This is a genomic window from Nocardioides allogilvus (assembly GCF_003047285.1).
GTDB classification, from domain to species: Bacteria; Actinomycetota; Actinomycetes; order Propionibacteriales; family Nocardioidaceae; genus Nocardioides; species Nocardioides allogilvus.
Genome location: NZ_PZYX01000005.1, coordinates 16,145 through 38,490 on the forward strand (window position 1 = coordinate 16,145; position 22,346 = coordinate 38,490).

Annotated in this window: 22 protein-coding genes, 1 tRNA gene and 1 pseudogene; 14 read left to right on the forward strand and 10 right to left on the reverse strand. The window is 71.0% G+C overall.

Features of this window, described 5'->3' with window-relative positions:
* The first annotated feature begins 14 nt into the window (after nucleotides 1–14).
* Entirely contained in the window at nucleotides 15–962 is a 948-nt protein-coding gene (locus C9J87_RS09690) for an aldo/keto reductase (RefSeq protein ID WP_010832853.1), read from the forward strand.
* Between the two features lie 3 nt (nucleotides 963–965).
* Entirely contained in the window at nucleotides 966–1,190 is a 225-nt protein-coding gene (locus C9J87_RS09695; RefSeq protein ID WP_051204179.1) for a DUF5703 family protein, read from the forward strand.
* A gap of 3 nt (nucleotides 1,191–1,193) precedes the next feature.
* Here C9J87_RS09695 and C9J87_RS09700 read toward each other — a convergent pair whose 3' ends face one another.
* Entirely contained in the window at nucleotides 1,194–2,525 is a 1,332-nt protein-coding gene (locus C9J87_RS09700) for a M20/M25/M40 family metallo-hydrolase (protein WP_107705431.1), read from the reverse strand.
* 90 nt (nucleotides 2,526–2,615) lie between these two features.
* Here C9J87_RS09700 and C9J87_RS09705 point away from each other — a divergent pair.
* The 3 genes from C9J87_RS09705 (at nucleotide 2,616) to C9J87_RS09715 (ending at nucleotide 5,501) form a co-directional block, all read left to right on the forward strand.
* Nucleotides 2,616–2,701, forward strand: a tRNA-Leu gene (locus C9J87_RS09705).
* Between the two features lie 70 nt (nucleotides 2,702–2,771).
* Entirely contained in the window at nucleotides 2,772–4,457 is a 1,686-nt protein-coding gene (locus C9J87_RS09710) for a bifunctional 3'-5' exonuclease/DNA polymerase (RefSeq protein ID WP_107705432.1), read from the forward strand.
* 9 nt (nucleotides 4,458–4,466) lie between these two features.
* Complete coding sequence (locus tag C9J87_RS09715; RefSeq protein WP_107705433.1) at nucleotides 4,467–5,501, forward strand: LLM class flavin-dependent oxidoreductase; 1,035 nt, start codon at nucleotides 4,467–4,469, stop codon at nucleotides 5,499–5,501.
* Between the two features lie 115 nt (nucleotides 5,502–5,616).
* Here the strand turns inward: C9J87_RS09715 and C9J87_RS19950 are convergent, their stop codons facing one another.
* A complete protein-coding gene (locus tag C9J87_RS19950; protein WP_232820017.1) occupies nucleotides 5,617–5,994 on the reverse strand; it encodes an HNH endonuclease in 378 nt (125 codons plus the stop codon).
* Between the two features lie 253 nt (nucleotides 5,995–6,247).
* On the opposite strand from C9J87_RS19950, the gene C9J87_RS20230 reads away from it, so the two are divergent.
* The 4 genes from C9J87_RS20230 (at nucleotide 6,248) to C9J87_RS09740 (ending at nucleotide 8,746) form a co-directional block, all read left to right on the forward strand.
* Nucleotides 6,248–7,081, forward strand: coding sequence for a resuscitation-promoting factor (locus C9J87_RS20230; protein ID WP_232820018.1), 834 nt, complete (start codon nucleotides 6,248–6,250; stop codon nucleotides 7,079–7,081).
* A gap of 240 nt (nucleotides 7,082–7,321) precedes the next feature.
* A complete protein-coding gene (locus C9J87_RS09730; RefSeq protein ID WP_036490641.1) occupies nucleotides 7,322–7,525 on the forward strand; it encodes a cold-shock protein in 204 nt (67 codons plus the stop codon).
* Between the two features lie 76 nt (nucleotides 7,526–7,601).
* On the forward strand, nucleotides 7,602–8,144 hold the full coding sequence (locus tag C9J87_RS09735; protein WP_198652322.1) for a GtrA family protein: 543 nt from the start codon (nucleotides 7,602–7,604) through the stop codon (nucleotides 8,142–8,144).
* 17 nt (nucleotides 8,145–8,161) lie between these two features.
* Complete coding sequence (locus C9J87_RS09740) at nucleotides 8,162–8,746, forward strand: LysR family transcriptional regulator substrate-binding protein (RefSeq protein ID WP_107705435.1); 585 nt, start codon at nucleotides 8,162–8,164, stop codon at nucleotides 8,744–8,746.
* On the opposite strand, the gene C9J87_RS09745 is transcribed toward C9J87_RS09740, so the two are convergent.
* The gene (locus C9J87_RS09745) at nucleotides 8,743–9,285 is read right to left on the reverse strand and encodes a nucleosidase (protein WP_107705436.1); all 543 of its coding nucleotides are present in this window, start codon (nucleotides 9,283–9,285) and stop codon (nucleotides 8,743–8,745) included. The two genes, C9J87_RS09740 and C9J87_RS09745, sit on opposite strands and share 4 nt — an antisense overlap.
* Nucleotides 9,286–9,394: 109 nt before the next feature.
* Here C9J87_RS09745 and C9J87_RS09750 point away from each other — a divergent pair, with 109 nt between their 5' ends.
* Entirely contained in the window at nucleotides 9,395–11,182 is a 1,788-nt protein-coding gene (locus C9J87_RS09750; protein ID WP_010832844.1) for a BCCT family transporter, read from the forward strand.
* A gap of 19 nt (nucleotides 11,183–11,201) precedes the next feature.
* Here C9J87_RS09750 and C9J87_RS09755 read toward each other — a convergent pair.
* The 3 genes and pseudogenes from C9J87_RS09755 to C9J87_RS09765 all read right to left on the reverse strand — a co-directional run bounded on the left by C9J87_RS09755 (nucleotide 11,202) and on the right by C9J87_RS09765 (nucleotide 14,694).
* Nucleotides 11,202–12,637, reverse strand: a pseudogene (locus C9J87_RS09755) (GuaB1 family IMP dehydrogenase-related protein).
* Nucleotides 12,638–12,647: 10 nt separating this feature from the next.
* The gene (locus tag C9J87_RS09760) at nucleotides 12,648–13,265 is read right to left on the reverse strand and encodes a hypothetical protein (RefSeq protein WP_107705437.1); all 618 of its coding nucleotides are present in this window, start codon (nucleotides 13,263–13,265) and stop codon (nucleotides 12,648–12,650) included.
* Nucleotides 13,266–13,269: 4 nt separating this feature from the next.
* Complete coding sequence (locus C9J87_RS09765) at nucleotides 13,270–14,694, reverse strand: pyridoxal phosphate-dependent decarboxylase family protein (protein ID WP_198652323.1); 1,425 nt, start codon at nucleotides 14,692–14,694, stop codon at nucleotides 13,270–13,272.
* Between the two features lie 97 nt (nucleotides 14,695–14,791).
* On the opposite strand from C9J87_RS09765, the gene C9J87_RS09770 reads away from it, so the two are divergent.
* Together C9J87_RS09770 and C9J87_RS09775 are read left to right on the forward strand one after the other, a co-directional pair.
* Nucleotides 14,792–15,079: a YiaA/YiaB family inner membrane protein gene (locus C9J87_RS09770; RefSeq protein WP_010832840.1), complete on the forward strand. Its 288-nt coding sequence runs from the start codon at nucleotides 14,792–14,794 to the stop codon at nucleotides 15,077–15,079.
* A 107-nt stretch (nucleotides 15,080–15,186) separates the two neighbouring features.
* On the forward strand, nucleotides 15,187–16,071 hold the full coding sequence (locus C9J87_RS09775; protein ID WP_107705438.1) for a M14 family zinc carboxypeptidase: 885 nt from the start codon (nucleotides 15,187–15,189) through the stop codon (nucleotides 16,069–16,071).
* Between the two features lie 128 nt (nucleotides 16,072–16,199).
* Here the strand turns inward: C9J87_RS09775 and C9J87_RS09780 are convergent, their stop codons facing one another.
* On the reverse strand, nucleotides 16,200–17,411 hold the full coding sequence (locus C9J87_RS09780; RefSeq protein ID WP_107705439.1) for an acyl-CoA dehydrogenase family protein: 1,212 nt from the start codon (nucleotides 17,409–17,411) through the stop codon (nucleotides 16,200–16,202).
* Nucleotides 17,411–18,796, reverse strand: coding sequence for an acyl-CoA dehydrogenase family protein (locus C9J87_RS09785; protein ID WP_010832838.1), 1,386 nt, complete (start codon nucleotides 18,794–18,796; stop codon nucleotides 17,411–17,413). The genes C9J87_RS09780 and C9J87_RS09785 overlap by 1 nt, the downstream gene beginning before the upstream one ends.
* Before the next feature lie 73 nt (nucleotides 18,797–18,869).
* Between C9J87_RS09785 and def the strand changes: the two genes are divergently transcribed.
* Complete coding sequence (def, locus tag C9J87_RS09790; protein ID WP_036490638.1) at nucleotides 18,870–19,484, forward strand: peptide deformylase; 615 nt, start codon at nucleotides 18,870–18,872, stop codon at nucleotides 19,482–19,484.
* Nucleotides 19,481–20,275: a TrmH family RNA methyltransferase gene (locus tag C9J87_RS09795; RefSeq protein WP_010832836.1), complete on the forward strand. Its 795-nt coding sequence runs from the start codon at nucleotides 19,481–19,483 to the stop codon at nucleotides 20,273–20,275. The genes def and C9J87_RS09795 overlap by 4 nt, the downstream gene beginning before the upstream one ends.
* Here the strand turns inward: C9J87_RS09795 and C9J87_RS09800 are convergent.
* Both C9J87_RS09800 and cobA read right to left on the reverse strand, forming a co-directional pair.
* Nucleotides 20,254–21,057, reverse strand: a complete 804-nt coding sequence (locus C9J87_RS09800; protein WP_010832835.1) for a TrmH family RNA methyltransferase — start codon at nucleotides 21,055–21,057, stop codon at nucleotides 20,254–20,256. The genes C9J87_RS09795 and C9J87_RS09800 overlap by 22 nt on opposite strands.
* Nucleotides 21,050–22,273, reverse strand: coding sequence for a uroporphyrinogen-III C-methyltransferase (gene cobA / locus C9J87_RS09805; protein WP_036490636.1), 1,224 nt, complete (start codon nucleotides 22,271–22,273; stop codon nucleotides 21,050–21,052). Before cobA ends, C9J87_RS09800 begins: the two co-directional genes overlap by 8 nt.
* Nucleotides 22,274–22,346 lie beyond the last annotated feature (73 nt).

Here is a 22,346-nt window from a genome sequence, read left to right on the forward strand (position 1 = left end):
GCTAATCTCGGCGCATGCAGCAGCGCTCACTCGGCTCCACCGGTCTGAAGGTCTCCCGACTCGGCCTCGGCACCATGACCTGGGGTCGTGACACCGACGAGCACGAGGCTCGCGACCAGCTCATCGCCTTCTGCGAGGCGGGCGGCACCCTGCTCGACACGGCCGCCGGCTACGGCGACGGTGCCAGCGAGGAGCTGATCGGCACCCTGCTCGGCGACGTGATCGCCCGCGACGATGTCGTGCTCGCGACGAAGGCGGGGATCTCACGGCGGACCGGCGAGCGCGTCACCAACACCTCACGCGGTCATCTGCTCAACAACCTCGACGCCTCGCTCAAGCGGCTGCGCGTCGACCACGTCGACCTGTGGCAGGTGCACGTCTGGACCGACGACACCCCGCTCGAGGAGACCCTCGCGGCCCTCGACTTCGCGGTGTCCTCCGGTCGCGCTTCCTACGTCGGCGTCTCCAACTACACCGGCTGGCAGACCGCCCAGGCCGCGACCTGGCAGCGCGCCGTCCCGGGGCGGACGCCGCTGGCCTCGACGCAGGTCGAGTACTCCCTGCTCGCCCGTGGGATCGAGCACGAGGTGCTGCCCGCAGCTGCCGCGCTCGGCCTCGGTGTGCTCCCCTGGTCGCCGCTCGGACGCGGGGTGCTGACCGGGAAGTACCGCACCGGCACCCCCTCCGACTCGCGTGCCGCCTCGCCCCACTTCGCCAGCTTCGTCAACCACTACCTCGACGAGCGTGGCCGCGGGATCGTGGAGGCAGTCGCCCGCGCCGGCGAGGGCCTGGGCTGGAGCCCGCTCGAGGTGGCGCTGGTCTGGGTCCGGGACCGACCGGGCGTCACCGCCCCCATCGTCGGTGCCCGCACCGCCGCCCAGCTGCGCGGAGCGCTCGGGGTGGAGGAGCTGGCGCTGCCGCCCGAGATCCTCGACGCACTCGACGACGTGAGCGGAGACTGAACCATGCCCCGCGAGCACCGACGACCACCCCGCCCGGGTGTGGAGTGGGAGTTCGACACGCTGACTCTGCCACGCGACTTCTCGCGCAACGTGGTGACGCGGATGCTCGTCGAGCGTGCGGAGTTCGGCGGCTGGGAGCTCGACCGGTTGCGGATCGGCACCGACGGCGTGCGTCGCGTGGTGCTGCGCCGCAAGATCATCCGCCAGCGGCTGACCCTCTTCGGCTGATCGTCAGATCTGGTCCAGGAACCGGTCGAAGACCCGTGCCCCGAACTCCAGCGCGTCGACCGGCACCCGCTCGTCCACGCCGTGGAACAGCGCGGTGAAGTCGAGCTCGGCCGGCAGCCGCAGCGGAGCGAAGCCGTAGGAGCGCATGCCCAGCTTGTTGAAGTGCTTGGCATCGGTGCCCCCGCTCATGAGGTACGGCGCCACGACGGCGTCCGGGTCCTCGGCCATCAGCGAGCGGGTCATCGCGGCGACCAGGTCGCCGTCGTAGGGCGTCTCCCAGGGCTGCTGGTGGGAGAGGAACTCGATGTCGATGCCGTCGCCGGCCAGCGCGCGCAGGGTGTCGAAGAACTCGTCCTCGTAGCCGGGCAGGAAGCGGCCGTCGATGTGGGCGGTCGCCTCGGTGGGGATGACGTTGACCTTGTAGCCCGCGCCGAGCTGCGTGGGGTTGGCGGTGTTGCGGATGACCGCGCCGAGCATCCGGGCGGCGCTCCCGAACTCGTCGATCAGCGCCTCCGCGTTCTCCGGGGTCGCCTCGGTGCCGGCGATGTCGGCGACCGCCGCGAGCAACACTTCCATCGTGGGCGTGAGCCGGACCGGCCACTGGTGTGCACCGATGCGCGCGACCGCTCCGGACAGCCGGGTGACGGCGTTGTCGGTGTTGATCATCGAGCCGTGCCCGGCGCGACCGCGGGCGGTCAGCTTCATCCAGGCCATGCCCTTCTCGGCGGCCTCGATGAGGTAGACCCGGCGACCGCGGACGGTGGCACTGAAGCCGCCCACCTCGCCGATCGCCTCGGTGCAGTCGGCGAGCTCGTCGCGGTGGTCGTTGACGAGCACCTCGGCGCCCTTGTGGCCGCCCGCCTCCTCGTCCGCCGTCAGGCAGATCACGATCTCCCGCTCGGGCGGGCTGCCGGCCGTGGCGCGCGCCCGGACGACGCTGAGCAGCATCGCGTCGAAGTCCTTCATGTCGACCGCCCCGCGGCCCCACACGCACCCGTCCTGGATCTCGCCGGAGAACGGGTCCACCTGCCAGTCCTGCGCGGCGGCGGGGACGACATCGAGGTGGCCGTGGACCAGCAGCGGGGCCCGCCCGTCGCCGCCACCCCAGCGCGCGACCAGCGAGGTCCGCCCCGGCTCGGGCTCGAAGAGGCGCGACTCGATGCCGACCTCGTCGAGGAGCCCGGCGGCGTACTCCGCGGCCTTGCGCTCCCCCGGTCCGTCGGCGTCGCCGTAGTTGCTCGTGTCGATCCGGATCAGCTCGCGACACAGCTCCACGACCTCCGCTGCGGGGTCGTAGGCCGCTGCGTCGGGCCGTCGTTCCGGGGTCTGCGACATGTCCACATCCTGCCTCGGTTCGGAGCCGTTTCGAAGGGTCACCCCGATGCGGGAGTTTCCTGCCCGTCTTGATACTGTTCTCCAGCACTCGTCCGGGTGGCGGAATTGGCAGACGCGCTAGCTTGAGGTGCTAGTGACCTTTAACGGTTGTGGGGGTTCAAGTCCCCCCTCGGACACTGAAGAGGCTCCGGCTCCACGGGGCCTTTTCTTCATTTCACGACACCTTGGTGCGGAAGGCTGTCCCCCATGACCCGGGTCTCGCTGTCGCGTCTCCCGGGCGATCGCGTGCTGGTGGTCGACGCCGGCGCGGAGCGCGTGCTGGACCTGGCCGACCTTGCGGCGTACGTCGAGGAGCGGGAGTCCGAGGGCCCGCGCTGGGTCTGGGACGACACCGCGCGGTGGTATCCCCCGCTCCTGGCCGCTGGTCTGCGCGTCGAGCGCTGCCACGACCTGCGCCTGGTGCGTCACCTCCTGCGACGGGCACCCGCCGTCGACACCGCCCTGCTCGCGGGCGACGAGTCGGCGGCCTGGGACCGGCTCGGGCCGAGCGTGGCGTCGGACCCTGCGCTGTTCTCCGTCGACGACACGGCCGAGCACCTGCGCGCCGACCGCGAGGATGCCCGGCAGCTCGCAGCGGTCGCGGCGTCACCGGACGCCGCGCGGCTCGGCCTGCTGCTCGCGGCGGAGTCCGCGGGCGCTCTCGTCGCCGCCGAGATGACGCATGCGGGGGTGCCGTGGCGCGTCGACATCCACGAGCGCCTGCTCACCGAGCAGCTCGGCCCGCGGCCGCCGCGCGGTGCCCGTCCGTCGCTGCTGGAGGCACTGGCCGACGAGATCCGCCGCGCCCTCGGAGCGCCCGGGCTCAATCCCGACTCTCGCCCCGAGCTCCTGTCGGCGCTGCGCCGCGCCGGGGTCGAGGTCGCGGACACCCGCGCGTCGTCGCTGCGCGCGATCGAGCACCCGGGCGTCGCCCCGCTGCTGCGCTACAAGCAGCTCGCCCACCTGTTCTCGACGAACGGGTGGTCCTGGGCCGACCAGTGGGTCAGCGGTGGCCGGTTCCGGCCGTCCTACCAACCCGCCGGCTCAGTCACCGGGCGCTGGTCCTCCAACGGGGGCGGCGCGCTGTCGTTCCCGGTGCAGGTCCGGTCCGCGGCGGTCGCCGACGACGGGTGGAGCCTCGTGGTCGCCGACGTCGCCCAGCTCGAGCCGCGCGTGCTGGCCGGGATGAGCCGCGACCGGGCGCTCGCCAAGGCGGCCCAGGGCACCGACCTCTACCAGGGCATGGTCGACGACGGGGCGGTCGCGACCCGCAACGACGCCAAGCTCGGTCTGCTGGGAGCGATGTACGGCGCCACCAGCGGTGAGAGCGGCCGGATGGTCGCCGGGCTCACGAAGCGCTACCCCGCCGCCTTCGGGCTGGTCGAGGAGGCAGCCCGCGCCGGCGAGCGCGGCCAGGTCGTGCGCACGCTGCTCGGGCGCGGCTGCCCTGCCCTGGGCGACTCCTGGGCTCTCGACCCGGACGCCGCGCGGGCGGATCCGGAGGGCGAGGCCCGCCGTCGCCGTACGTATGGCCGCTTCACCCGCAACTTCGTGGTGCAGGGCACCGGCGCGGAGTGGGCGCTGTGCTGGATCGCCGACCTGCGCAACCGGCTCTGGCGCCTGGGCGAGCCTGACGCCCGCCCGCACCTGGTGTTCTTCCTGCACGACGAGGTCGTCGTGCACACGCCCACCGACCTCGCCGAGGCGGTCGCGGCGCAGGCCACGGCGGCGGCTGCGACGGCGGCCGGACTGCTCTTCCGCGACCTGGCCATCGACTTCCCGCTCACCACCTCGATCGTCCGGTCCTACGCCGACGCCGGGAAGCCGGGCGTCGCGCTCGAGGCACAGGCGTTGCCCGGCCGTGGAACGATGCGAGCACCGACCGAAGAGTGAGGGAGTGCCATGCACCTGGGGATCGACAGCTTCGTCTCGACCGTCACCGACCCGTCCACGGGCGAGGTGATCGGAGCCGCGCAGCGGATGGAACACCTGCTGGAGGAGATCGAGCTCGCCGACCAGGTCGGGCTCTACTCCTTCGGCATCGGAGAGCACCACCGCAGCGAGTACTACGACTCCGCGCCGCCGGTGATCCTCGCGGCCGCGGCCGCCCGCACGCAGCGCATCCGGCTCGGGAGCGCCGTGGCCGTGCTGAGCGCGGCAGATCCGGTGCGCCTGTTCCAGCAGTTCGCGACCCTCGACCTGATCTCCCAGGGCAGGATCGACCTCGTGGTGGGCCGCGGCTCGTTCACCGAGGCCTTCCCGCTCTTCGGCCTCGACCTCGCCGACTACGACTCGCTGTTCTCCGAGAAGCTCGACCTGCTGCTGCAGATCCGCGACTCCACCGAGGTGACCTGGTCCGGGCGGCACCGCCCGCCCCTGGACCACCAGAGCATCTATCCCCGGCCGATGCAGGACCCGCTGCCCATCTGGGTCGGTGTCGGCGGCACCCCGTCGTCGTTCGCGCGCGCTGGCCACCTGGGCCTGCCGCTGATGGTGGCGATCATCGGTGGCGAGCCGCGCCAGTTCGCGCCGCTCGTCGAGCTCTACCGCCGCGCCGGCGCGGAGGCCGGTCACTCCCCCGACAGGCTGCAGGTCGGCCTGCACGTCTTCGGCTTCGTCGCCGACAGCACGCAGGCAGCGGCGGACACCATCTATCCCGGCTGGGAGGAGATGTTCACGAAGGTCTCCCGCGAGCGCGGGTTCCCGCCGCCCACCCGGCAGCAGTTCGACGCCACGTCCGGCCCCAACGGCGCCTTCTTCATGGGCGACCCGCAGACGGTGGCCGACAAGATCCGCCGGGTCTCGCAGCAGCTCGGCGGCGTCGACCGGCTGTCACTGCAGATGACCAACCCACGGCTGGCGCACAGCGACCTGCTCCGCGGCATCGAGCTCCTCGGCACCGAGGTCGTCCCCCTCGTGGAGGCCGGAAATAGTTAGAACCACCCACGGTCTCGGGTCCGTGGGTGGTTCTGATGAGAAACCTACGGCCCGGACATCCTCAGAAGTTGCACAGAAAATCCACATTCGTGCAACAAATGGGCACCGCTCGGCATCAGGGCCCGGCCCCATCGGTCGGTACGGCGCCGAACTCCTGCGCGAGGTCGCGCGTGATCTCGACGTGGCGGACCAGGAAGGCGCCCTCGTCCAGCCGCTTGCGACGCAGCCAGCTGGTGACCTCGTCGTTGCACTTGCTGGCGTTGCACGAACCGCACGCCGGCGCGATGTTGTCGAGGGTGTAGCGCCCGCCGCGCGACAGCGCAAGCACGCAGTCGCGCTGGAGCACCCGGTCGCTCGCGCCGCAGTAGGCGCACCCACCCCAGGCGGCCTTGAGGGCTGACCACTGGGCGTCGCTGAGGTCGTGCTCGACGCTGTCCATCCGGCGCTTGCGCTTGCGCACCGCCCTGGCTCGACGACTTCGGTTGACCGCCACCCGCGAAGGGTAGGCCAGCGTGAACCTGATCACGCCCGGCCCGCCGTACACGCGTGGAAACGTCGAAATCGACGACCGCGCGATTCGACTGGACCCGGAAGTCGTGTTCTGGTGGTGGAGCCGCTGGCTGTGCCCCTCCACCGTGAGGCGCCTCCCCATCGTGAGGTGTCGTACGCCGCGGCCTCGATGCCCGGAAGACGGCGTCGCGTCCGAGCGCCCCCTGCGGCGCATGAGACTTCGTGAGGTCTTGCACGTGCGAGATGCAACCAACACCCCTGCCCCCCACCGCCTGCGCGGGATCGCCGCCGGCACCGTCGCGGCCGTCCTGGCGATCTCCCTGGCGCCCGCCGCCGTGGCCGCACCCGAGCAGGCCGACACCGCCCGCACCGCCGAGGCCGGTCGCCAGGTGTCCGTCCGTCTGAAGGTGGCCACCCAGCCTGCCGTCGAGGTGGCCGTCGCCCCCCGCGCCTGGCCCGTCGCCGTGGTGGAGGCCCAGGGCGTCGCTGTCGACGACAACGACCTGGTCGAGGTCGTCCGCGAGGGCCGCGAGGTCTCCGGCGCCCGCAAGCGCGTCCGCAACGGCGACACCGTCCGCATGGTGACCGTCGAGAAGCAGCGCAAGACCAAGAGCGCCCGGGTCCGCCCTGGTGTCGTCGAGGTCCCGACCACCAAGCTCGCCCCCGGCCGTCGCAAGGTGGTCCGCGAGGGCAAGCCGGGCGTGCGCGAGATCGTCGCCCTGCGCACCTTCCACAACGGCGAGCCGGTGCGCTACCGCGTCGTCGACCGCACCCTGGTCGTCGAGCCGCGGTCGCGCCGGGTGCTCGTGGGCCGCGAGCCCTGGTCGGTGCCGGGCACGGACGGCCTGAACTGGGGCGCCCTCGCGGACTGCGAGTCCGGTGGCAACCCCCGCGCGGTGAACCCCGCGGGCTACTACGGCCTCTACCAGTTCGACGTCGGGACGTGGGGCAGCGTCGGCGGCTCCGGCATGCCGCACCACGCCTCGGCCGAGGAGCAGACCTACCGCGCCAAGCTGCTCTACAAGTCGCGCGGCCGCTCCCCGTGGCCGAACTGCGGCCGCCTGCTCTGAGCCCGTCGAGGGCCCGTTTCGGCGCGGCGCGACACGCGCCTCTGCGCCGAAACTTGGTTCTTGGGGCCCATGCCGTATCGTTGCTCTTGTTGAAGGGACGGCATCACGTGTCGTCCTGGCCGCGCACGATGTTGCGGCTTGTATCTCGTACTCCTGGTTTTCGGTTCGCTGGACATCAGCACAGGTGTCTTCAGCAGCTCGGGGCACAGTGCCCCCGGCACGAAACAAAGGACAAAGATCATGGCTCAGGGAACTGTCAAGTGGTTCAACGCTGAAAAGGGCTTCGGCTTCATCGCTCAGGATGGTGGCGGCGAGGACGTGTTCGTCCACTTCTCCGCGATCCAGACCGACGGCTACAAGTCGCTCGACGAGAACCAGAAGGTCGAGTTCGACCTCGCCGCTGGCCCCAAGGGTCCGCAGGCTGAGAACGTTCGCGTCTCCTGACGTAACCACGACGAGCCCCGACCGCATCTGCGGTCGGGGCTCGTTGCCATTTCGGGGGTCTGACACGCTGTGGTGCGTGACCGAGGCGCCGATCTGCCCGCCCGACTCCCTCGGCCAGCGCATCGACCGGGCGTTCGCCCGCGCCGTACGCGCCCTCTGGCTGCTGCTGCCCCGGCCCGTGCGCCGACGGGTCCCCGTGAGCCTGGTCGGCTTCGCGCTGATCAACGGGTTCACGTTCGCAGTCGACCTCGGCCTGCTCGCGCTGCTGTACAGGGGCGCGGGTCTCCCCCACCCGCTCGCCATCACGATCGGCTATGCCACCGCCTTCGGGCTGGCCTTCTTCCTCAACCGGCGGTTCAACTTCCACGCCCACGGACCGGTCACCGGGCAGGTGGCGCGCTGGGTGCTGGTGGTGGCGGTCAACTACGTCGCCCTCGTCCTCGGCCTGGGCAGCGGCCTGCATGCGGCCGGGGTGCCCTTCCTGATCGCCCGGCTCGTGGCCGCGGGCGCCGAGGCCGCCTGGATGTACTCCACGATGCGCTGGTGGGTCTTCGCGGACCGCGCGGCGCCGATAGTGTCTGCGCAGCAGCCCCTCGTCCGAGGGGCTGACGAGCGCTGACGAGGGGCTGGACGCACATGAGCAGGCCATCGCCGTTCCGCGTCGGTTTCGTCACCGGCGCGACCCCCGACAAGTGGGCCCGCGCGTGGCGCGAGCGTCGTCGTGAACCGCTCGACCTCGTGCCGATCCTCGAGTCCGAGCAGGAGCACGGCGTCCGCGACGGCGACCTCGACATGGCGCTCGTCCGCCTCCCGGTCGACCGCGACAACCTCCACTGCATCGGCCTGTACGCCGAGGTGCCGGTCGTCATCGCCGGCGCCGAGCACTTCGTGGCCGCCGCCGACACGGTGGCCCTCGCAGACCTCGCCGACGAGCAGCTCGTGCGCCCCCACGCCAGCGGCTGGCGACCTGACGCCGAGCAGCTCGACTGGCCGCCGATGTCGGAGAAGGACGCCATCGAGACGGTCGCCGCCGGCACCGGCATCGTCATCGTGCCGATGTCGATCGCGCGTCTGCACCAGCGCAAGGACATCGTGCAGCGCCCCGTCACCGATCTCGACCCGACGCAGATCGCGTTGATCTGGCTCCTCGACCGCGACGCCGAGGACACCCAGGCGTTCGTGGGCGTGGTGCGCGGTCGCTCGGCCAACAGCTCGCGCTAGCAGTTCTCCCGCAGCCACTCCCCGAGCACGACGGCGCTGGCCTCGACCATGGCCGGCCAGTCCATCGAGGACTCGTCGGCGGAGTCGGAGACGTGCTTGACCAGCCGGACGGGCACGGCGAACTCGTGCGCGGCCCACGCGACGGCGTAGCCCTCCATGTCGACGAGGTGGGCCTGGGCGGCCAGTCGCGTCCGAACGACCGGATCGGTGACGAAGACGTCCCCGGTGGCCAGGACGATCTCCGAGGTGCCCACGGTGAGGCGCTCGCGGGGGTCGTAGCCCAGCGACCTGACCACCTCGGCGTTGATGTCGTGGTTGAGCACGACACCCGGCTCGTGCAGCCCGACGACGTCGTCGCGCAATGCCCCTGCGGTGCCGATGTTGACCACCGTCAGCCCCTCGAGCGACGGCAGCGACGCCAGCGCACGGGCGGTCGCGACGGCCGCCGCGGTCTTGCCGAGGCCGGTGACGACGAGCGGGAGCGAGGCAGGGACATGAGCGGCTTCGGCGGCCGTGGCGGCCACGACGAGAGTGTGCACCGGGTCACGCTAGCGGGTCGGGGGTTGACGAAAGGCGGTCCAGACCACCTACAGTCGAACGGTTGTCCAACCTGTCCGCACTCACCCCATCGGGAGGTGTCACGAACTCGTGACCCAGGCTCCGCCGCACGATCACAAGCCACACGACCACACGATCAAGGGCTCCATCAAGTCCCCCACCGACTCCGTCATCCCGCACCCCGCGCTCGACGTCGAGCCCGAGGCCGAGGGCGCTCGCCCCCAGACCGTCGACAAGGTGGTCTTCGGTGTGACCGCCGCGATCGCCGTCGCCTTCCTGGCGTGGGGCTTCCTCGACACGGCCTCCCTGTCGAGCGCTTCGGGCAGTGCACTGACCAGCACGATGAAGTACCTCGGCTGGCTGTTCGTGCTCACCGCCTCCGGCTTCGTGGTCTTCGCGCTCTGGCTGGCCCTGGGCAAGTACGGCAACATCCCGCTCGGTCGCGACGACGACGAGCCCGAGTTCTCCACGATCTCGTGGGTGGCGATGATGTTCTCCGCCGGCATGGGCATCGGACTGATGTTCTACGGCGTCAACGAGCCGCTCACGTTCTTCGCCGACAAGGAGGGCTTCGCCCCGCCCGGCACCGAGGGTCTTGCCGACCCGCAGCGTGCCGAGGCCGCCATGGCGCACACGCTCTTCCACTGGACGCTGCACCCGTGGGCGATCTATGCCGTCGTCGGCCTCGCGATCGCCTACGGCGTCTACCGCAAGGGTCGCCTGCAGCTGATCAGCGCGGCGTTCGAGCCCTTGCTGGGCAAGCACGCGCACGGTCCGGCCGGCAAGGTCATCGACATCCTCGCGATCTTCGCGACCCTGTTCGGGTCGGCTGCGTCGCTCGGTCTCGGCGCCATCCAGATCGGGTCGGGCCTGGAGATCGTGAGTGGCATCGGGCAGGTCGGAAACGGCGTCCTGGTCGCCATCATCGCGGTCCTCACCGTCTGCTTCGTGCTGTCCGCCGTGTCCGGCGTCGCCAAGGGCATCCAGTGGCTCTCCAACATCAACATGGTGCTGGCGCTGTCGCTCGCGGCCTTCGTGTTCGTCGTCGGTCCGACGATGTTCATCCTCAACATGGTGCCGAGCTCGATCGCTGCCTACGCCCGTGAGCTGCCCACCATGGCGGGTCGCACCAACGTCGAGGGCGAGGAAGCCGCCGCGTGGCTCAGCAGCTACACCGTCTTCTACTGGGCCTGGTGGATCAGCTGGACCCCGTTCGTCGGCATGTTCATCGCGCGCATCTCGCGCGGACGCACCATCCGCCAGTTCGTGACCGGCGTCCTGCTGGTGCCGAGCCTGGTCAGCCTCGTGTGGTTCGCCATCTTCGGCGGGTCCGCGATCAAGCTGCAGATGGACGGCGTCGACATCTACGGCGCCGGCGGCGTGGAGGGGCAGCTCTTCTCGATGCTCGACCAGTTCCCGCTCGCCACGGCCGCCAGCATCCTGGTGATGGCACTGGTCGCGATCTTCTTCGTGTCCGGCGCCGACGCTGCGTCCATCGTCATGGGCTCGCTGTCGTCCAACGGCGCGATCGAGCCGAAGCGTCTCCCGGTCATCTTCTGGGGCTGCGCCACCGGTGGCGTGGCCGCGGTCATGCTGCTCGTCGGCGGCGACACCGCGCTCGATGGCCTGAAGACGATCACGATCGTCGCGGCCGTGCCGTTCGTCCTCGTGATGATCGGGCTGTGCGTCGCGCTGGTGAAGGATCTCAGCACCGACTCGATGATCGTGCGCACCCGCGTCGCGCGCGAGGCCGTCCACGACGCCGTGATCGCCGGTGTCACCGAGCACGGTGACGACTTCCGGTTCACGGTCGAGCAGGAGCCCGAGAGCTCCGCGGACTCCGAGGAGTCAGCGGTCTCGGAGGACTCGAAGTCCTGAGTGCCCGCTGGGCACGTCCTCACCAGGACGTGCTCAGCGGCCTTCCCTCGTGGAACCCGGCGGCGGACTGCACGCCGACGACGGCCCGCTGGTGCAGCTCACCCAGCGTCGCGGCACCGGCATAGGTGCACGAGGACCGCAGGCCCGAGCAGATCTGGTCGATGAGGTCCTCCACCCCCGGCCGCGTGGGGTCGAGATACATCCGCGAGGACGAGATGCCCTCCTCGTACAGGCCCTTGCGCGCCCGGTCGAACGCCGACTCGGCCGACGTGCGGTTGGCGACGGCACGCGCCGACGCCATCCCGAAGCTCACCTTGAACGCACGGCCGTCGGCGTCGTGCATCAGGTCGCCCGGCGACTCATGTGTCCCGGCGAACCACGACCCGATCATCACCGCGCTGGCCCCCGCCGCGAGCGCGAGCGCCACGTCGCGCGGGTGCCGCACTCCCCCGTCGGCCCAGACGTGCTTGCCCGCGCCCGGGCAGCGGTCGCACACTCCAGCACCGCTGAGAACTGCGGGCGCCCGACTCCGGTCATCATCCGCGTCGTGCACATGGCGCCCGGTCCCACGCCGACCTTGACGATGTCGGCCCCGGTGTCGATCAGGGCGTCGGTACCGGCGGCGTCCACGACGTTGCCGGCGGCGATCGGGACTGCCGGGTCGAGCGCCCGGATCACCCTGAGCGCCTCGATCATCCGGTCCTGGTGGCCGTGGGCGGTGTCGACCACCAGCGTGTCCACGCCGGCCGCGAGCAGGCGTGCTGCCTTGTCCGCGACGTCGCCGTTGACGCCCACCGCTGCGGCGATCCGCAGCCCACCCGTCGCGTCGACAGCCGGGGTGTAGAGCGTCGCGCGCAGCGCACCGAGCCGGGTGAGCACGCCGATGAGCTCCCCGGAAGGCGTGACGGCCACCGCCAGCTCGGCCTTGGCGGACTCGAGCTCGTCGAAGACCGCCCGCGGGTCGGCGTCGTGGGCGACCAGCACGAGGTGCCGGTTCATCACCTGCCCGACCTGCGCGAACCGGTCGACCTCGACGCAGTCGCGCTCGGTGACGACCCCGACGGGTCGCCCCTCGTCGACGACCACGGCCGCGCGGTGGGCGCGTTTGGGCATCAGGGACAGGGCCTCGGCCACCGTCTGGGTCGGGTGCAGCTCGATCGCGGTGTCGAAGACGTGGTGGCGGCCCTTGACCCAGCTCACCACGTCGGCGACCACGGGGATCGGGATGTCCTGCGGGATCACCGTGAGGGCGCCACGACGGGCGGTCGTCTCGGCCATCCGCTTGCCGGCGATGGCCGTCATGTTGGCCACCACCAGCGGCAGCGTGGCACCGGTGCCGTCCTCGGTCGCGAGGTCGACATCGTGACGACTGGCGACCTGCGAGTGCCGCGGCACCATGAAGACGTCGTCGTAGGTCAGGTCGTGCGGCGGGGCCGCGTCGTGGAGGAAGCGCACCCGACGGAATCTACGCCGCGGGCAAGCGGCGCGGGCGCAGGCCCACGTCCGCGAGCTCGAGCTCGGCCAGCCTGCGCACGACGTCCGGGTCGCGCCGGCGCCAGTCGCCGGCGGGGTCGTCGCTCACCTTCGCCAGCACGCGCATCGGCTGGTTGCTCAGGGCACGCAGCGCGAAGAGGTCAAGGTCGTCGACGGAGTCGATGAAGCGCGCTCCCGCCGTCGCCTCCCGGACGAAGCGCAGCCGCCCCGGCACGTAGAACGCCAGCACCACCAGCATCGGGATCAACGCGATCGCGAAGCCGAGCACGAGCGCCAGCTTCTCCACGGCCGCCACCGACGACCTGCCGGCCGCGGCAAGCCCGTCGGAGGCATCCGCGGCCCGGTCGAACGGTGTCGCGACCTCCTCGCCGACGAGCGGCACGTCGTCAAGCCGGCCACCGGCGTCGCGCAGCTGCCCCGCCATGGCCGACGCCGACGCGTCGGTCTGCCGGCCGGGTGCCGCGAGCGCCATCGTCCCGTCGTGGACCACCAGCCCGATCCAGGCCCACATCACCAGCCAGGCGATGAGGAGCAGGTCGACCAGGAGCTGTCGGGTGCGTCGGCCGGGTGCGTCGGCATAGACCTTCATGCCCTCATAGTGCCCGCTGGAGCTCCGCCCAGGTCGTGTCGATGTCCGCGCGCGTCGTGCGCCAGCTGCCGACCGCGAGGCGCATCGCGGCGCGGCCCTCGACCACGGTGTGGCTCAGGTAGGCGACGCCGCTGGCGTTGAGCCGGTGCATGGCCGACAGCGTCGGCTCGTCACCGCCGACATGGCGGAAGACGACCAGGCTCAGTGACCGCGCCGTCACGAGCTCGAGCCGTTCGTCGTCGGCGACCAGCTCCTCGACGTACGCCGCCAGGTCGACGCCGTCACGGATGTGCGCGCGCAGCCCCTCGAGCCCGTAGGTCCGCAGGACCGCCCACAGCTTCATCGCGCGGAAGCGGCGGCCCAGCTGCGGGTGCCAGTCGCGGTAGTCGACGACGGCTCCCGACTCGGAGGCAGGGTTGCGGAGGTACTCGGGCGTGATCGTCAGCGCGTCGATCAGCGTCGAGCGGTCGCGGACCCACAGCACGCTGCAGTCGAAGGTGGTGAGCAGCCACTTGTGGGGGTTGGTGACGATCGAGTCGGCGAGGTGGACGCCGCTCAGCAGCCGGTCGCGGTGCTCGGGGCACACGGCAGCCACCCCGGCCCAGGCGGCGTCGACGTGCAGCCACGCCCCGACACCGTCGATGGCCTCCGCGATGGCCTGGACGTCGTCGATCGCGCCGGTGGAGGTCGTCCCGACAGCCGCCTGCACGAAGAGCGGCGTCCACCCGTCGTCGATGTCGTCGGCGAGCAGTCGCTCGAAGCTGGTCACGTCCATCGCCTGCGTGACCGGGTCGACCTCGACGGAGCGAACCGACTCTGCTCCCAGGCCGGCCATCATGGCGGCCTTCACCAGCGACGAGTGGGCCTGCGAGGAGCCGTAGACGGCCCACTTCCGGGCACCCACGCCGCTCTCGCGAGCCGTCCCGTCGCTGGCGGCGTGCAGAGCCGCCAACAGGGCTGTGAACGTCGCCGTCGAGGCGGTGTCCTGGATGACTCCCCCACCGCGCCCGTAGTCGGTCAGGCGAAACTGCTCGGGCAGCCCGAGGGCCTGGGCCAGCCAGTCGACGACGACCTGCTCGATCTCGGTGACCGCGGGGCTGGTCGCCCAGATCATCCCCTGCGCGCCGATGCCGCTGGAGACGAGGTCTCCGAGGATCGCCGCCGGCGAGGAGTTCGCCGGGAAGTAGGCGAAGAACCGGGGGTGCTGCCAGTGCGTGAGGCCCGGGACGACGAGCTCGTCGAGGTCGGCCAGCAGCGCGTCGAAGGGCTCCGCGGTCTCCGGGGGCGAGGCCGGCAGGCTGCGGCGTACGGCGCCGGGCGCGACCTGCGAGAGCACCGGCAGCTCGTCGAGGCCGGTCCAGTAGTCGGCAATCCAGTCGATCGCCGCGTGACCCTGCTTGCGGAACTCCTCGGGACTCATGTGCGCCATGGCCCGAACGTACTGGTGCCGGTTGAGCGGGCGTACTCAGGGAGGGTCGGGTAGCACGACAGGTCCGCCGCGAGCCGGCAGCCGCGAGGCTTCTGCCATGCCTACTCCGAGCACCGCCGCCAAGAACACCACTGCCTTCGCCGCCCAGGCCGCCATCTCCTTCGGAGCCTCGCTCTTCGCGATGCTCGTCGGCATCTACTTCATGGAGGCCGACCCGTGGATCAAGGGCTTCATGGCCCTCGGCACCCTCTACCTGACCACCTCGTCGTTCACCCTCGCCAAGGTCGTGCGGGACATGCAGGAGGACAGCACCGTCGTCCACCGCCTCGACGCCGCCCGCCTCGACAAGGTCCTCGCCCAGCACGACCCCTTCAAGTCCGCCTGACGCCGTACCGCACGAAAGCCCCTCCCGGATGGTCCGGGAGGGGCTTTCGTCGTGCGGGTTGCTCTACCCATGGGTATCCCCAATGGGTCGGCACGGGTGACACGGTCATGCTGGTGCAGTCCCAGATCCACGGCAACGAGAACCACGGCACGGAGGCGCTGCTGAACACGCTCCAGCACCTGGGCGGCAGTACGGCGGAGGCCGCCGCGGTGCGCGACGAGCTCACGATCGTGGCGATCCCTCGGCTCAACGTCGACGGCGGCGAGCACCAGCACCGGCAGAACGACCAGTCCTGGGACCAGACGGTCGAGCGGTTCCCCCAGCTCGCTGGCGTCGCACCCGCGTGGAACTACAACGCCAACGTGCCCGGCTTCGACGTCAACCGGGACTTCAACCCCGACCTGGACTACGTCCCCCAGCCTGCGGACTTCCCCGGCAACAGCGCATCGGTCGGCTGGTACATCACGCCCGAGGCGCAGACCGTCCGTGAGGTCTACCGGGACCTGGAGGCCGAGTTCGAGACGGTCGACTACTTCGTCGACCTGCACAACCAGGGTCCGTGCTACCTGGTCGAGGGCACCGACCGCCTCTCGACCCTCTCGATCTCTGCCCGCTTCATCGCCGACCCGAACGAGCACGGCGACTGGCCGAAGTTCGACTACGACGCCTCGCGTCGCGCCAACGTCGCGATCTTCAACGCCCTCCAGGACCGGGGCGACTCGGGCTTCGGCGACCTGACGCTCTACCCGCAGGACACCAACCTGCCCGGGACGGCACTGGGCTCGTTCGCGCTGCGCGGCAGCGCGACGGTGCTGTTCGAGACCAGCTCGAACACCCAGTCCACGGGACTGAAGGCCAGGGGCATGCTCGTCAAGCAGGTCGAGACCGGCCTCGACGGCCTGATCGACTCGATCGCCGACGGCTCGGTCGAGCAGCTCGATCCCGAGGTGTACGAGACGATCCCGAACCGGACGCCGGTCCCGCGCAACTGATCGCCCGCGGGGCGCCGTACGAAATGCGTTCAGTTCCCCCGCATAAGCGGGGGAACTGAACGTTCTCGAGTGTTGCAACACTCGGGAAGGTGATGATCCCCCGCATATGCGGGGGATCATGTGGTGGATCAGCGCAGCTCGGCGCTGGTCAGCCCGAGGATCCGGCGGGCGATGATCAGCAGCTGGATCTGCTGGGTGCCCTCGAAGATGTCGAGGATCTTGGAGTCGCGCGACCACTTCTCGAGCAGCTCGGCCTCGCTGTAGCCCACCGAGCCGGCGAGCTCGACGCAGCTGAGCGTGATGTCGGAACCGACGCGGCCGGCCTTCGCCTTGGCCATCGAGGCCTCGAGCGAGTTGGGCTTGCGGTTGTCGGCCATCCACGCGGCCTGCATGGTGAGCAGGTGCGCTGCCTCCCAGTCGGCCTCCATCTGGAGGAACTTCGCGGCGGCTGCCGACTGCACCTGGGCGGGGCGGTCGTAGTCGACGACGATGCCGGCCTGCGCGAGCAGGTCACGCGTCAGGTCGAGCGAGGCGCGGGCACAGCCGACAGCCATCGCCGCGACCAGCGGACGGGTGTTGTCGAAGGTCGCCATGGCACCGGCGAAGCCCTGCTTGACGTCCACCTCCGGCGAACCCAGCAGGTCGGAGGCGGGCACGCGGCAGTCGGTGAAGGTGATGACCGCGGTGTCGGAGGCGCGGATGCCGAGCTTGTGCTCAAGCCGCTCCACCTTCATGCCCGGGTTGCCCTTCTTGACCACGAACGACTTGATCGCCGCGCGACCCAGAGCCTTGTCGAGGGTCGCCCACACGACGACGGAGTCGGCCCGGTCACCGGAGGTGACGAAGATCTTCTCGCCGTTGAGGACGTACTCGTCGCCGTCGAGGCGGGCGGTGGTCGTGATCGAGGCCGAGTCGGAACCGGTGCTCGGCTCGGTGATCGCCATCGCGGCCCACGTGCCCTCGAAGCGCTTGAGCTGCTCGTCGTTGGCGACCGAGGCGATGGCGGAGTTGCCCAGGCCCTGACGGGGCATGGACAGCAGCAGGCCGGTGTCGCCCCAGCACATCTCGGCGATCGAGAGGACGGAGGCGAGGTTGGCGCCGTTCTTCACGGAGCCGTCGTCGGCGCTCTCGTCGCGACGGACGCCGGTCGCGCCGGCGCCCTCGTTGGAGCCCGAGTCGGACAGCCCGTCGATCATGGCCGCGAGCATGTCGAGTTCCTTGGGGTACTCGTGCTCGGCCTGGTCGTACTTGCGCGAGATCGGGCGCAGCATGTTCATCGCGACCTGGTGGGCCTGGTCGACGAGCACGCGGTGCTTCTTGGGGGTCTCGAGATTGATCATCAGACGAGCACCGAACCTTCCAGGATTCCGACGGCACGCAGATCGCGATACCACCGCTCAACGGGGTGTTCCTTGACGAAGCCGTGCCCACCGAGGAGCTGGACGCCGTCGAGGCCGATCTGCATGCCCTTGCTGCCGCACAGCTGGCGAGCCAGCGCGACCTCGCGCGAGAAGTCCTTGCCGGCAGCGGCGCGGGAGGCGGCCTTGTAGGTCACCAGGCGCATCGACTGCAGCTCGATCGCGATGTTGGAGACCATGAACGCGACGGCCTGGCGGTGGCTGATCGGCTCACCGAAGGCCTCCCGCTCGTTGACGTACTTCGTGACGTAGTCGAGCACGGCCTGGCCGGTGCCGACGGCGAGCGCACACCACGCGAGTCGCGAGAGGCGCACGCACTCGGTGTACGTCGACCCGTCGGTCTCGCCCAGCACGGCCTCGGCCGGCACCTGGACGCCCGAGAGGACGAGCTTGGCGAGCGAGGCGGCCCGGACGCCCATCGAGGGGTCGGCCTCCACGCTCAGGCCCTCCGCGCCGGACTCGACGAGGAACAGCGTCGGGGAGCCGTCGAGCATCGCGCCGATGATGAACAGCTCGGAGTCAGCTCCGCGCACGACGCTCGACTTCACGCCGTCCAGGACGTAGCCGTCGCCGGAGCGCGTGGCGGTCGTGGTCGGGTTGAGCACGTCGAACAGGACGGTGGGCTCGGTGAGCGCCAGCGCGGCGACCGGGACGTCGTCGCCGGTGAAGGCGGGGAGGTAGGTCTCCTGCTGCGAGGCGGTGCCCCACAGGCCGAGCGCGGTGGCGACCGTGCCGGGGCTGAGCGCGGCGAGGGCCAGGCCCATGTCGCCCTGGCCGAGCGCCTCGGCGACGAGGGTGCCGGCCATGGCCGAGCGCTCCTCGGTGATGCCGCCGAGCTCCTCGGGGACGCCGAGGATCGGCAGCCCGATCTCGAGGCTCGCGGCCAGCACCTCGGCCGGCGCGACGCACGTCTCGTTGGCCTCGGCGGCAGCGGGGCGCAGCACCTCGGTGGCGTAGTCGGTGACGACGTCCACGAGCATCTGCTCGTCCTCGGTCGGCGTCAGGTCGAAGAGGCCGGAGCGGTTGGCCGTGGCGGGGCGCTTGCCCGGACCCGACTTCCGCTGGACCTTGCCGAACTGACGACCGGCCACGGTCGCGGTCTTGAAGCCGTTGCGGGTGGCGGTGAAGACCAGCTGCTCGGTCTGCTTGCGCAGCCCGAGCCGGTCGATGAGCTCGTTCTGGGCGAGCTTCTGGAGGCCGGCGATCGCATAGCCGATCGCGTCGCGGCTCTCACCGGAGGCAAGGCCGTGGCGACTGCTCGACGCGCCGGCGCTTCCTCGCTTGAAGGTGTCGTTGATGAGGGACATGAATCAAATGTAACTCTGAGTTACACATAGCGCCACAACTTGTGCCGTGTCGCCTGTCACTAGGATCCGCCCCATGCCTGACAGCTCCCCCGACGACGCCCCCCTCGCCCCCCACGCCCCCCTTCCCGAGGGCGGGACCGTCCGCCCGATGACCCGCTGGGGCACCGAGGTCATGCACCGCCCGCAGCAGCTCGTGACGGCCTTCGACGGCGCGCTGACCGCGCTCGCGGCCGACATGGTCGCCACGATGCGCGCTGCCCAGGGCGTCGGCCTCGCGGCCTGCCAGATCGGTGAGGACGTCGCGATGTTCGTCTTCGACTGCCCCGACGAGTCGGGCCGGTACACGGTGGGGGTGGTCTGCAACCCGACGCTGACCCTGCCCGAGGGACGCGACCGGCGCCTCGATGCCGACGACGAGGGTTGCCTGTCCTTCCCCGGCGCCTTCGTCGAGTGCGCTCGCCCCGACTGGGCCGCGGTCGACGGGTTCGGGCTCGACGGCGAGCCGGTGCACTTCGAGGGCGACGGCCTGCTGGCCCGCTGCCTCCAGCACGAGACCGACCACACGTTCGGCACCGTGTTCGGCGACCGGCTCGCGACGAAGGCGCTCAAGAAGCTGACGAAGGCCCACGACAAGGTCGCCGCCGACTACCCGCCCGAGTGGCCGGTCGGCGCGGAGAGCGACGCGTGAGCATCCGCATCACCACCCGCAACGCACGTTTCCAGCAGTGGGAGGCGCTGCTCCACAACCGCACGAAGCGACACCGCCAGGGCGAGCTCCTCGTGCAGGGCGTCCGCCCGATCACGCTGGCGATCGAGCACGGGTGGACGGTCCGCGCCCTGATCAGTGACGGCCGGCCGCGGATGTCGACCTGGGCCACTGACGTGTGGGAGGCCACCACGGCCGAGCAGGTCGTGATGGCCCCCGACCTCGTCGCCGAGCTGGGCGAGAAGGACGAGCCCAGCGAGCTGCTCGCTGTGGTGGAGATGCCGTCGGACGATCTCGGTCGACTCGACCCGACCGGGTTGACGGTGGTCTTCGACCGACCCACCCAGCCCGGCAACCTCGGCACCCTCGCCCGCTCCGCCGACGCCTTCGGCGCGTCCGGGCTGGTCGTCACCGGCCATGCCGCCGACCCCTACGACCCGCGCGCCGTGCGGTCCAGCACCGGCTCGCTGTTCGCGCTCACCGTCGTGCGCGCACCCTCGCACCGCGAGGTGCTCGACTGGGCTCGGCCACACGGGATCAGGGTCGTCGGCACGGACGAGACCGGCGCGATCGACGTACGCGCCGCGGACCTGACGGGACCGCTCGTGGTCGTCGTCGGCAACGAGACCAGCGGCATGACCGCCGCGTGGCGCGAGGCCTGCGACCCGCTCGTGTCGATCCCGATGGCAGGCTCGGCGAGCTCGCTCAACGCCGCGACCGCGGGCTCGATCGTGCTCGAGGAGGCCTTCCGTCAGCGACGGACGGCGATGTAGCAGGCCACCGCGCTCGCGGCGGCGACGTTGAGGGAGTCGATGCCCTCGCGCATGGGGATGATCGCGCGCCGGTCGGCCGACTCCTCCCAGCGCGGCGAGAGGCCGGGTCCCTCCGAGCCGAGGACCAGCGCGAGCCGCTCGACACCGGCGACGGCGGACTCGATCGGCCTCGCGTCCTCGGCGAGGGTGAGCGCGACAGTGGTGAAGCCGGCCGCCGACAGCGACGGCAGCGCGGCATGCCAGTCGGGCAGGCGCGTCCACGGCATCGTGAAGACGGCGCCCATGCCGACCTTGATGGCGCGGCGGTAGAGCGGGTCGGCGCAGCGCGGCGAGAGCAGCACGGCGTCGAAGCCGAGAGCGGCGCCCGAGCGGAAGATCGCGCCGACGTTGGTGTGGTCGACGATGTCCTCGAGCACCAGCACCGAGCGGGCGTCCGCGAGCACGGACTCGACGCTGGGCAGCGGCTTGCGCTCCAGGGAGGCCAGGGCGCCACGGTGCACGTGGAAGCCGGTCACCTGCTCGGCCAGCGCCTCGTCGAGCACGAAGCAGGGCGCGTCGGTCAGGTCCAGCACGTCCTGCAGTCCCTCGACCCACCTCGGCGCCATCAGCAGCGAGCGCGGTCGGAAGCCGGCCTCGACCGCGCGGCGTACGACCTTCTCCCCCTCGGCGAGGAAGAGCCCGTGCTCGGTCTCCAGGTGCTTGCGCAGCTCGACGTCGCGCAGGTCGCGGTAGTCGGCCAGGCGCGGATCGGCCGGATCCTCGATGTGGAGGACCTCAGCCACGCGAGAAGTGCTCCGGGTGGGCGACCGCGACCACGTCGCCGATCACGATGATCGCCGGCGGCCGCACCTGCTGGGCTGCGATCTCGGCGGCGAGGGTGCCGAGCGTGGCCAGCACGGTGCGTTCCTCGGGCATCGTCCCCTCCACGACCACAGCGACCGGGGTGTCGGCGTCACGACCCTCGGCGACCAGGGTCGCGGCGATGGCGGCGGCGTTCTCCACGGCCATCAACATCACCAGTGTGCCGCGCAGCCTGGCCAGCGCTCCCCACTCGACGAGCGAGTCGGGGTGGCCGGGCGGCAGGTGACCGGAGATGACGGTGAACTCGTGCGCCACGCCGCGGTGCGTCACCGGGATCCCAGCGCGGGCGGGTACGGCGATCGCGGACGACAGCCCCGGGATGACGGTCACTGGAACGCCGGCGGCGTTGCACGCGATGACCTCTTCGTAGCCGCGACCGAAGACGAAGTTGTCGCCGCCCTTGAACCGCACCACCCGCTTGCCCTCGAGGGCGCGGGCCACGATCACCTCGTTGATGAAGTCCTGCGACGCGTAGCGACCGCGCGGCAGCTTGGCGACGTCGATGAGCTCCACGCCGGGCGGCAGCACGTCGAGCAGCTCGCGCGGCGCCAGCCGGTCGGCGACCACGACGTCCGCGGAGGCGAGGGCGTTGCGGGCGGCGATCGTGACCAGGTCGGGATCACCCGGGCCACCGCCGACCAGCACCACGCCCGGAGAGCGGTCGTGGGCGTCGACGGAGGAGAGCTGGCCCTCGCGCAGTGCCGTCACGATGTCGTCGCGCAGCGCGGCCGACTTCTTCGGCTCCCGGTTGCCCACGACGCCGATGGTCACCGACCCGTGCTTGCCGGTGGCCGGCGTCCAGGCCGAGCCGCGGGTCCCGTCGTCGCTGCGGACGCAGAAGATCCGGCGCGCCTCTGCGGCCACGCTGATGCGCTCGTTGGCCTCCGGGTCGTCGGTGGCCGCGACGACGTACCACGCACCGTCGAGGTCGGACTCGACGAACTCACGCAGCACGAGGGTCACCTCGGCCGCCATGCCCTCGAGCGCCGGCGTCACCTCGGGGCTGACGACGTGGACCCGTGCGCCGGCAGCGATCAGCGCCGGCACCCGCCGTTGCGCGACGTGTCCACCGCCCACGACGACGACGAGACGGTCGGTGAGTATGAGGCCCGAGAGATAAGGGCTGGCCTGCTCCATGCAGGACATTGTTGCGTCGTCGAGCACCCGCCGCGCACGCGCGTCCACCACTTGCCCTGTGCGGACCGCTGCT